Origin of the sequence: Candidatus Phytoplasma bonamiae (assembly GCF_030586845.1) — a bacterium.
Lineage (GTDB): Bacteria > Bacillota_I > Bacilli_A > Acholeplasmatales > Acholeplasmataceae > Phytoplasma > Phytoplasma bonamiae.
Map to the genome: position 1 here is coordinate 1 of NZ_JAOSIQ010000016.1, position 11,647 is coordinate 11,647.

General features: G+C 26.7%; 7 protein-coding genes and 1 other RNA gene. All 8 read right to left on the reverse strand.

Annotated elements, in window-relative coordinates:
* Positions 1–629 precede the first annotated feature (629 nt).
* The 8 genes from OC701_RS01750 to rnpB all read right to left on the reverse strand — a co-directional run bounded on the left by OC701_RS01750 (position 630) and on the right by rnpB (position 10,552).
* Positions 630–1,025, reverse strand: a complete 396-nt coding sequence (locus OC701_RS01750) for a hypothetical protein (RefSeq protein ID WP_304514386.1) — start codon at positions 1,023–1,025, stop codon at positions 630–632.
* Positions 1,026–3,365: 2,340 nt separating this feature from the next.
* Positions 3,366–3,875 carry a nucleotidyl transferase family protein gene (locus tag OC701_RS01755; RefSeq protein WP_304514387.1) on the reverse strand — a complete coding sequence of 170 codons (510 nt, stop codon included), beginning with the start codon at positions 3,873–3,875 and terminating at the stop codon, positions 3,366–3,368.
* A gap of 166 nt (positions 3,876–4,041) precedes the next feature.
* Positions 4,042–4,713, reverse strand: a complete 672-nt coding sequence (locus OC701_RS01760) for a hypothetical protein (RefSeq protein ID WP_304514388.1) — start codon at positions 4,711–4,713, stop codon at positions 4,042–4,044.
* A 57-nt stretch (positions 4,714–4,770) separates the two neighbouring features.
* Positions 4,771–5,199 carry a hypothetical protein gene (locus OC701_RS01765; protein ID WP_304514389.1) on the reverse strand — a complete coding sequence of 143 codons (429 nt, stop codon included), beginning with the start codon at positions 5,197–5,199 and terminating at the stop codon, positions 4,771–4,773.
* Positions 5,200–5,232: 33 nt separating this feature from the next.
* The gene (locus OC701_RS01770) at positions 5,233–7,953 is read right to left on the reverse strand and encodes a PHP domain-containing protein (protein ID WP_304514390.1); all 2,721 of its coding nucleotides are present in this window, start codon (positions 7,951–7,953) and stop codon (positions 5,233–5,235) included.
* Between the two features lie 120 nt (positions 7,954–8,073).
* Positions 8,074–8,463 (reverse strand): hypothetical protein, encoded by a 390-nt coding sequence (locus OC701_RS01775; protein ID WP_304514391.1) that lies wholly within the window; start codon positions 8,461–8,463, stop codon positions 8,074–8,076.
* A gap of 76 nt (positions 8,464–8,539) precedes the next feature.
* On the reverse strand, positions 8,540–10,018 hold the full coding sequence (lysS, locus tag OC701_RS01780; protein WP_304514392.1) for a lysine--tRNA ligase: 1,479 nt from the start codon (positions 10,016–10,018) through the stop codon (positions 8,540–8,542).
* A 138-nt stretch (positions 10,019–10,156) separates the two neighbouring features.
* An RNA gene (gene rnpB, locus OC701_RS01785) (RNase P RNA component class B) lies at positions 10,157–10,552 on the reverse strand.
* Between the last annotated feature and the right edge of the window lie 1,095 nt (positions 10,553–11,647).

The window sequence follows — 11,647 nt, forward strand, 5'->3', positions numbered from 1 at the left end:
TGAATTCTATTCAATGTTCGTGAAAGTTTAGTTTCTGATGAAACCGTTGTTGATATGATATATCAACTCCTTCCTTGATGCCATTGAATAAATAATAAATTACTTTCTTCTTTCGCCCTATAAGAGTAATTAACTCTCTTCTCGGTAAGACGATTAACTAAATTATTCCAAATCTAGGTTTACCTTTACGACTACTAAGAAGATTCTTTATCCTTGACCATCCGGACTTTTATTTCCGAATTAGTAAACTTAATTACTTAGTTTTAGGATTCTCCAAGTTACCTTAAATTTCTACCTTAATCCTTTAGGGGAAGTGTCCTCCTTTGGAGGTTGATTCCAGGTTTCTTTATTCGATAAACTACTCAGTACTCAAAATATATACTAGTAGACTCTGGACTGTCCGTTTAAGCAACTTCCGAGACAGGTTCAGAAATTACATCAATTTACCTTCTTAGGCCATTTCAGGCTTCTCCATAAAATTATTCGGTGGCGGGGTCATCTTGACTAATTTGCTTTCGTCTTAACCCGCTTTTATGGTTTGCTGTAATCTGACATTCTTTCGTTTGCCCTACCAACCATAATCCTTTCAGGGTTTATCAGCCCTGGTTATTGGTTAAATAACAGGAAATTTAGGCATCTTTGGCGCCCTTTTGATTTCTGTAAACTTCAAATCTTTCACCAACGATTAAAAACAAAAAAAAATTTATACCTTTTGTACTTCTCAAAAATTCCATAATTTGTTCATCAGTCATTGATTCGCTAAAAATAATTCTTGAAATAAAATTTTTTCTAAAGGAATTTATCATTTTATCATCAAAAACATTTAAAATTGTTTTTTTAAAATCTTCAAAATAATCATCGATTTTGAAATTTATAAAAAAATCTAAAATATTTAGATTCCTATTGTCATAAGTTTCATTCATAATTCTAACAAGAGTATCTTCACTGATTTCTCTCAAAAATTTTACAATTTCTTCATCGGTTTTAGATTTATCAAAAAAAATAGGAATATAATTCTCTTGCACTGCAAATTTTAATTTTTCATCAGCTACATCTAAAATTTGTTCTTTAAAATCAAAATAAACATTTTGATCTTCTGAACTTTTTTGATATATATTTTTTTCTGAATTTTGATTATATAAGTTGATTTCTGATGATTTAAATAAATTTTTTTCATCACAAATACGGATAGATTATTGGCGTTTCCTTGATAAGATTGGTTTTTCTATCAACTATTACCAACAGCCCCCGTTCAAACGGTGCGAGCAAGTTTCCCAGCACACCGCTTTCCATAATTTATCCCTGTTCCGGGTTTAACTTCGTGTCACCACTGGTTAAATGTTTATTCTTGACCTTTTACTCTTTTTGAATCTTCTAATATCCCTTATTGTTGGTTGGTCTTTTTACAGTGACAAACCTGACAAAGGACAATTGTTTTTTGTTCATCGCCCTTTGCCAATGAGCGAGCGTCTCTAATGGTTCCGACATGATGAATTTCCAGGGATTGATTTTCTGACTAGTAGACTTCCACATTTTCGTGCTGTTAACCTGTCAATTAATCTGGTTCGTTCTTGGAAAAGATTGAGATTAATAACTATTTCGGTTATTTCGCCTTTAGAGTTTCTGAACCTTCTAATCCTTTTTCCCAGGAGAAATTGTCTCATGGCTCACTTTTGTCTTTTTAGATTATAAGTTATATTTTATTCCCCATCCGGATGGATGGTTGAGTTTTATTCGGACTCTAGTTTCCATTAATTCGCTAGTATCTTTAAACAACTGTATTCAGCGATGTAATTTAAGTACATTAGTTGACTAAGATTCCCTACCATAAAAATATTGGATAATTCCTCGGACAATTGTTTTGTAGGCCCTCATGATTTTCAACGGTTAAGGTTTGGTCATGTACCGTTTTATTCCCCTTCTTCCAACCGTAGTTGTTAGTATACCTTTTTAACGGTCTCCCTCAATAAAATCATCAGCATATCTTTTAAATATTCTACCTGAGAGTTAAGGTTGAGATTACCCAGCTGTTTATTACTCGGGATTGGTTTTGAACTGTGATTTACCTGTATTAACTAAGTTCTCTAATTTCCTATCTAGATAATCTAAATAGATATTAGCGAGCAGCGAGAAGATAATTTTCCTTTTGCGGAGAACCTGACATTGATTGGTATTGCCATCCTTATCCATGATATCTGCTTGTAGCCATCCTTAAATGGTTTTGAGTACTTTTTTTTGGATGTACTTGTGAAGCCTTTTATAGAGGATGTCATGATTAATGGGTATTAAAAACCTTCAATATCAATTTTAAACAGGTAGTTAATAACCTTGAATCTCTGTTTTATTCGCTTGATAACGTCTAATCCTGATTGCTTGGATCTAAATCCAAAACTCCATTCCGAGAAGAGGTTTTCAAAGCAGGGAGTTCATAATTGTTCCAAAACTTTTTGTATATAGTTCTATCTTAAATGGTCAGGATTCTGAGTGGTCTCGATTTACCCTTTCCCTTCAGAATGTGAACTCTTTTAACCGATTTTGGGTTTATATTGGTTGTGAACATGTTTTTGGTGATATTTCTTAATTTGTTTAAAGCCATATCATTAATTGTTTTCCTGTCTATTTCTGGTGTTCCTGTCCCATTATTGGTAAGCAACCGGATTAAACGCGAGATAAGTATTAATTAAGTAGTTCATTGCCCATTTGAGTTCTTGTTTTTTTAATATATATTGTTTTAAAGATTGGTCAGGAATTTTATTCATTATCCGAAGAAGTTGCGATACTAACACTTCATAGATCTTTTGTCTATATGGTCTCCATGAATAAACAATAAATTACTTTCTGCTTTCGCCCTATAAGAGTGGTTAACTCTCTTCTTGGTAAGACGATTAGCTAGCTTATTCCAAAACTAGATTTACTCTTACGACTACTAAACAGATTCCTTATCCTTAACTATCAGAACTTTATTTCCTGATTGGTAAATTGAATTACTTAGTCTTAGGATTCTCCAAGTTACGCTAAATTTCTACCTTAATTCTTTAGGTGGAAGTAACCTCTTTGTTCGGGAGGCTGATTCCAGGTTTCTTTATCCGATAAACTACTCAGTACCTTAGTTATATACTAGTAGACTCTGGACTGTCCGTTTAAGCAACTTCCGGAACAGGTTTAATATTACATCCATTTTCCTTCTTAGGCCATTGCAGGCTTCTCCATGGAATTATTTGGTGGCGGCGTCTTCTTGACTAATTTGCTTTGGTCGCAACCCGCTTTTATGGTCTGCTATAATCTATCATTCTTTCGTCTGATAAACCGACCATATCCTTTCAGGGTTTATCGGCGCCCTGGCTATTGGTTAGATAGCACGAAATTTAGGCCTCTTTGGCGCCCACTAAATATTTATGACCTTTAGTAAAAGGATTAGCATTCATAATGATAGCAGATATATTATTCCAATTAGATACAATATTTTTTTTTCGTATCTCTGATAAATAAAGCAAATACTCTTCAAAATAATCATATCTATTGGTAAAAAAACCAAAATCTTCGTTAAAATAAATTAACTTAAAACCTAATTTTTTAAAAATAGCAAAATTAATAGGTTTTGTAAAAACAAAAATTTCATTAAAATTTTCTTTATAAATTCTTTTAATAATAAAACTAATCAATAAATTAGTCAAATTATAACCTCGATATTCAGGATCAATAGCTAAACATCTAATATTATTGTAATATCGACCAACAACTCCAATTAATTTATCATTTAAATCTTTAATTACAACATATTCATGAACTAGATCGCTTATTAAACCGTTTTGAAATAATAATTTTTGAATAGATGATATCTCATGAATATCTTCTTTGTTAACAACTTGTGGCATTTGATAATAATAAATAATTTCTTCACCTCTTCAAATAAATATTAATCAAATTAGATAAAAAACATCTTAATCTCTTAATCTAATATAATAAAACCCTTAACAACACAAATAAGAAAAGAAAATTAATTTAACTATACTAACTATTTTAACATTAAAAAAGAAAATTTTATAAATATTTATCAAAAAAAGAAGTAATTTTGGATAATATTAAAAATAAAAAAAAATTACTTAAGATTACATTAATAATAAACAAAATTAAACAATAAGTAAAACAAATTAATAATAGTTTTTCATTAACATTATGTAAATGGAATACATTAAATAACCAATCATACCATAAATTACCTAAAGATAATTGCATATTAGCATAAACCCAATAACTTGAAATAAAAAAACAAAAACTTCTCAAGAAATATACCAATAATAAACCAAAAAAAATATTTTTTTTATTTTTAGTAATAAATGTTTTTTTATCGATAAATAATCCTACTAAACTTAATAATAAATCAGGCAAAATATAATCAAAAATACACGAAATTAATAATTGCATTTTAGTAAATAAAAATAATTGATCTAAAGATAATAAAAAATTATAACTTTTTATCAAATGAAAAGCTGAATATAAAACACAAATTAACAAATGTGTTGAAAAACTATTATAAATACCTGATAAACATAAAATAACCAAAGAAAATTTAAATATTTGACCGCCTAAAGTTAAATTTAAAAAAGGAGTTAAAAATTTGCTAACTAAATCTATAAAAATAGCTAAAGAAAGAAAATAACTTACTGAGATAACTTTACGTAATATAAAATTATTAGACAAACTCATAAACATAAACAAATATTAATTACAAATTACTTTATTAAAAGATTGTAATTAATATTATTTCCTTTAAACTTTAAAAACTCCTTTGTAAATTAATTCTAATAAATAAATAAATGATGGATAAATCATAGCTAATCCTAAACCTACAAATACTCCTACAAAAGTGCCTAAAGTAATTCCTAAAAATCCTTTTTTAAAACTAAAAATAAAAATACCCTGAATAATAAAAATTAACATAGATTTTAAACAAATAATAGTTTCTTCTAATTCTTGAGGATCATTAATTTGATATTGATATACTTGATGACTATCAAAAACATTAGAAAAATTTATTTGATTATTTATGTAAACGATTCTATTATTTAATTTCCAAGAAATAATAAATACAAAAATCAAAATATTTAAAAGATAAAAAAAAATAATAACCCATTTTTTTTGCCAAAATTTACTATCTATTAAATTTTCCAAAACAACATCCCAATTATTCTTAAACAAAATTCGTTATTACCTCCTATAATAAAATTATTATTAATCTAACATATCTAATTTTAATTTAAAAGCATTTTGAAAATTATAATTTAAAATATATTGATTATATTCATTATTTTTAGATTTTTTTTTACAAAAATCATTTAAATATTGACTATGTTCTATATAATCCAAATCACAATCTTGAAGCAATTGAACACGAGTTAAATCAAATACATTATCTAAAGCGCCAGCAAAAATCAATTTTTGCAATAATTCCTTATTTAAAACTTCTTTTAATCTAATTTTAAAATCATAAAAATTTTCAAATTTTTTTATAGAACGTTCTTTTATCAAAGTATTGAATATTTCTGAAGTAATATCTTTAATAAAATTTAAAGGTAAAAAGAGTTGATCATATAAAATTCGACAACTCTTAACATTACTATATAAAATATTAGGTTTTTGAATTGGAATATATTCTTTTATTTTGGATAGCCATTTTTTAATAGTTATATAATCATTAGGATATTCTTCTAAATAAACCATCCCAAAATAAAGCAAATAATTAGTTTTTAAATAAGCCATTCTATAACTAATCAAAGCATAAGCTGCGCCATGACTTTTATTAAAAATATAACTAGAAAATTGCGCAATATAATCATAAACTTGACTAGCTGATTTTACTGTTCTTCGATATAAAACACTTTGATCAATAAATCTTTTTTTTAAATTAAAATCACTAGATTCAGAAGATTTAGCCATAATTTGTCTCATAAATAAATCTGCTTGCCCTAAATCATAACCTGCAAATTCTGAAGCTATCCTCATTATTTGTTCTTGATACAAAACTACACCGTAAGTATCATATAATATTTTATCAACAACACCTATACCAGTAAAATTTAATTCCTTCTTGATTCTATTTTTTATATAAAGATCTACAAATTTTATAGCACCAGGTCTATTAAAAGATAAAACAGCAATCAAATCTTCAAATGTTTTAGGTTTAATAATTTGTATAATTTTTATAGCAGAAACAGAGTCTAATTGAAAAATATATTTAGTATCCCCTTGTTTTAACGTATTATAAGTATGAACATCATTTAGTGATATATTAAACCAATTAATTTGGATTTTTCCCGTTTGTTCGATCAAATTTAAAATTTTACTAATTAAAAAAAGATTTCGTAAATTTAACAAATCTAATTTAATAAAACCTAATTTTTCTAACTGTTTATTATCGAATTGCAAACGATATAATATCACAGAATTATTAGAATTTTTTTGAATAGGTAAATGTTGAGATAAATCTGATTTAGTAATAACAAGTCCTGAAGGATGAGTACCAACTAATCTAGGAATTCCTTTAATAACAGATGAAAATTTAGAACAAATAAATTGTATATCAATGTCAATACCAGTTTTTCGAATAAACTCTAAATCTATACGAAACGAATCTTCGGAATATTTTTGAAAAGTAATTAAATTAGCTATGTGTTCAATTCCGTATTTATCTACAAGATATCGCAACAAAGTAACAACCTGATCATCAGGAACATCTATATCGATATCAGGAACAGTTGTTCTTTTGCAATTCAAAAATCTCTCAAAAAGCAAATTATATTTTAAAGGGTCGATTTCAGTAATCCCTAAACAAAAACACAATAAAGAACCAACTGAAGAACCTCTTCCAGGACCTATTAAAATTTTTTTATTTTTAGCGTATTTTATTAAATCAAAAACAATCAAAAAATAATCAACATAATTCATTTTTTTAATCAAAATTAATTCTTTTCGCAATTGTTGAATATAAAAAATATGTTTTTCTAAATTTATATTGTTTTGTAAATAAGTTGTTAAAAAATAATTAGCTTTTTTTTGTAAATATTCAAAATTATCACAAGATAAATTATGTTTAAACGAGCATACATCAGAAGGAAAAACAATATTATAGTGAATCAATGGTAAAAATTTTTCTAAATCAAGAAATAATTCAGAATCACTAATATTATAAAGTTGATAACGTTCTTGAATTTGCGTTTTATCAATAAATTTAACATCTAACTCTATTTGTTCCTCGATCCGATCATAATGAATAAATTTTCGATTTTCATTTTGAAAATTACTTATTTTACATAAACATTCATAAATTAATTTTTCTTCTGAAACCAAATAATTAGTCTTATTAACTAAAACTACTTTTAAATTTATTTTTTTAACTATATTTAAAAAAAAACCAGCATAATCTTGTAATAAAAAAGATTGCAAAGAAAATCCAAAAAATAATTGTTTAATATGTATCTGAAAAAATCTTAAAGTTTCAAAAATAAAATTTTCATTTTCATAATTATTTAGATCTATAACTTTATCTTTTAAAATATTACATAAAAAAAAATCTAAATTAGATAAAATACCAAAAATACCGTCTTGAAACTTTTGGATTTCCATTAAAGTTATTTTCTGATTTAATTGAATAAAATTTAAAATTTTAATTAAATTATTAATGCCATTATTATTAAAAGCATAAACCAAAAAACTAATTTTAACATCACGATATTTTAAAAGGTCAAAATAAATATAAATTTGCGTCCCTATAATAGGTTTAATTTTATATTTCCGACAAAACTTAATTAATTCCATCATTCCATATAAATTTTCAAAATCACTTAAAGCGACAAAATTATATTTACTTTCATGTGCTTTTTTAACTAAAGATTCTATAGAATTAACACTTTTTTTAACACTATAAAAACTTTGTAAATAAAAAACTCCTGTCATAAAATATTAAAACACTTTCTTACTACAATAACCAATTTTATATTAAATTCGAACATCACTTATATATAAAATAATTATAATTTTTCAATATAAACAAATAAATTATAATCTAATATAATTTTAATTAAAAATTTTTTTTAAATTTCGTTTGTCATACTCTGTTTCAAAATAATGCAAAATGTTAGCATTTTCATCATGATTTACTATTTGAAATTCGGCAAAATAAAAAGATTCCAAAAATATTATAATCATATACAAATTATATTCTTGAGTAGGCAAAAACGATTCTAGTTCTTGAAAATAATATAACAAATGTTCTTGTAAAAATTCAATATTAAGTGTAATTTCCGACAATGAAAATTGTTCTAGAATTTTATCAGCTAATTTAATAATATAAATATTATCCATATTCTCATAATCAATATCAGAATAAATCTGAGAATGGTTTATAATCTTTAAAAAATATAAAAATAATTTTTTTATTTTACAAAATAAAAATACATTGTTCATTATTATCAATCCTCCACTAATAAAATGGAACCACAAATTAATAATTAATTCTTATAATATTGTAATAATGCCTATATTATTTTTTTAAATGAGGAAACAAAATTACATCACGAATATTAGAATTATTAGTTAATAGCATTATTAAACGATCTATTCCTATACCTAAACCACCAGTAGGAGGCATTCCGTATTCTAAAGCTTCTATAAAATCTTCATCTAATTCATGAGCTTCATCATTTCCTAATTGTTTTTGCAATATTTGCTCTTCAAAACGTTTTCTTTGTTCGATAGGATCATTTAATTCACTAAAAGCATTTACCAATTCTTTACCAGCTACAAACAATTCAAATCTTTCTGTTAATTGTGGATTTTGCGGATTTACTTGAGCTAAAGGACTAATCTCTATAGGATAATTAAAAATAAAAGTAGGTTGAATCAGATCTGGTTCTACAAATTTTTCAAAAAAAGCAGCTATAATATGACCTTTTTTATAAAAATCTTCTAAAGGAATATTATGTTTTTGAGCTAATTCTTGACACAACGTATAAGACATATTTTCATTAAAATCAATATTAGTTTTCTCTTTAATAATTTCTATCATATCATATTTATAAAAATGATTAAATTTAATCAAATTGCCTTGATAATTAAATTCTAATTTACCTAAAAGTTTATAACAAACTTCTTTTAAACATTTTTCTACCAAATGCATCATACTATTCATATCAGCATAAGCTAAATAAGCTTCTATAGTTGTGAATTCAGGATTATGACTAGCATCCATACCTTCATTACGAAATACTTTCCCTATTTCATAGATAGCTTTCATACCGCCAACAATTAATTTTTTTAAAGAAATTTCTGTAGCGATTCTTAAATAAAAATCGGCATTTAAAGTATTATGATGAGTAACAAAAGGTCTAGCATTAGCTCCGCCAACACAAGCATTTAAGACAGAAGTTTCAACCTCTAAAAAATTTTCATTATTAAAAAAATCTCTAAGAAAACGAATAATTTTCGATCTATCAACGAAAGTTTTACGAGTTTGAGAATTAACAATTAAATCTAAATAACGTTTTTTACGCATTATCTCTTTATCCTGCAAACCTTTATATTTATCAGGAAGTGGTCGTAAACCTTTACTTAACATTACCAATTTAAAAACCTTAACAGTTAATTCACCTCTATTAGTTTTAAACAATATACCTTGAACACCAACAATATCACCTAAATCAGACCAACTATAAATTTTAAACTCTTTCAGTGTAATAATATCACTTCGAACATAAATTTGTATATCAGAATCAAAATCAAGTATATTAGCAAAACCAGCTTTACCCTGTATCCTTTTTGAAATAATTCTACCAGCTACAGAAACTACAATTTGAGATTGCTTTAATTGATTAGCTGTCCAAGACTGATATTGCAATAATAAAGAATTAATCGAGTTAGTTTCTATAAATTGGTTACAAAAAGGTTCTATATTATTTTTCTTTAAATTCTCTAATTTAACTCTTCTAATTAATTCTTGTTCTGTCATATCTTCTTTATTCATATAAAAATGTAAAACTCCTACTTTACAAATCATAACCCATAATATTATACTATTATATTTTTTCATTAATAATTATATTGAATTATAAATAAAAAAAGAATCTTTTTTCAAAAAGATTCTTAAGGTAAGAAACATAATGTGCATAAGCCATGTTCTGTTCTTATTTAATCAATAAGTGTGATCATTTATCTCTATTTGTGAAAATAGTATAAAAATTAATTTTTTTCTTATAAAAAGGGGAATATTAACTTTTATATGCCCCTACCTTTTTTTGGGTTGCTAGCTTGAGGGGTTTACCGCGTTTCACTTGATTATTTCTAATCAATTCGTCTCTGTGGCACTTTATTTTTACATTCATCAACTTATTATTATTTATAAATAAATTCTTAGAACTTCAAAGCCGTCATTTAATAAATTTAAATGCCTTAAGTTATTTTTTTCTTAAGCACAAACACTACATACATTTCCCAAGATACGGATAGATTATTGGCGTTTCGTCGATAAGATTTATTTTCATCAACTATTACCAACAGCCCCCGTCCAAACGGTGCGAGCAAGTTTCCCAGCACACCGCTTTCCATAATTTATCCCTGTTCCGGGTTTAACTTCGTGTCACCACTGGTTAAATGTTTATTCTTGACCTTTTACTCTTTTTGAATCTTCTAATATCCCTTATTGTTGGTTGGTCTTTTTACGATGACAAACCTGACAAAGGACAAATGTTTTTTGTTCATCGCCCTTTGCCAATGAGCGAGCGTCTCTAATGGTTCCGACATGATGAATTTCCAGGGATTGATTTTCTGACTAGTAGACTTCCACATTTTCGTGCTGTTAACCTGTCAGTTAATCTGGTTCGTTCTTGGAAAAGATTGAGATTAATAACTATTTCGGTTATTTCACCTTTAGAATTTCTGAACCTTCTAATCCTTTTTCCCAGGAGAAATTGTCCCATGGCTCACTTTTGTCTTTTTAGATTATAAGTTATATTTTATTCCCCATCCGGATGGATGGTTGAGTTTTATTCGGACTCTAGTTTCCATTAATTCGCTAGTATCTTTAAACAACTGTATTCAGAGCGATGTAATTTAATAAATGGTAAGATTCCAGGTTTGTTAGGTGATAAACTACTCAATACAAATAATTCTATATTAGTAGACTCTAGACTGTCCGCTTCAGCAACTTCTGAGACAGGTTCAAGGATTACACCAATTTCCTTCTTATGCCATTTCAGGCTTCTCCATGGAATTATTCGGTGGTGGTGTCTTCTTGACTAATTTGCTTTGGTCGCAACCCACTTTTATAGTCTTCTATAATCTGTCATTCTTTCGTCTGATAAACCGACCAAATATCCTTTCAGGGTTTATCGGCCCTGGCTATTGGTTAGATAGCAGGAAATTTAGGCCTCTTTGGCACCCACTAAGGTTCGATAATTGAATTTAATTTCTCTTTAACAATTACCTTTTATCAACGAAGGAAACAATGAGCTTAATGATTCCTAATTAAGCTTTTATACCTCCGATTACTAAAAAATTGCTTCATTATCGGACTAATGACTACTTTTATTTCATTTATTGATTAATTTAATAACTTCTATTTTGAGGTTTTTTTGGTTATTCTCTTAGTATCAAG

Excerpts from the sequence above, each read along its gene's own strand:
- OC701_RS01770 (WP_304514390.1), bottom strand. The coding sequence starts at position 7,953 with ATGACAGGAGTTTTTTATTTACAAAGTTTTTATAGTGTTAAAAAAAGT.
- OC701_RS01755 (WP_304514387.1), bottom strand. The coding sequence starts at position 3,875 with ATGCCACAAGTTGTTAACAAAGAAGATATTCATGAGATATCATCTATT.
- OC701_RS01760 (WP_304514388.1), bottom strand. The coding sequence starts at position 4,713 with ATGTTTATGAGTTTGTCTAATAATTTTATATTACGTAAAGTTATCTCA.
- lysS (WP_304514392.1), bottom strand. The coding sequence starts at position 10,018 with ATGAATAAAGAAGATATGACAGAACAAGAATTAATTAGAAGAGTTAAA.
- OC701_RS01775 (WP_304514391.1), bottom strand. The coding sequence starts at position 8,463 with ATGAACAATGTATTTTTATTTTGTAAAATAAAAAAATTATTTTTATAT.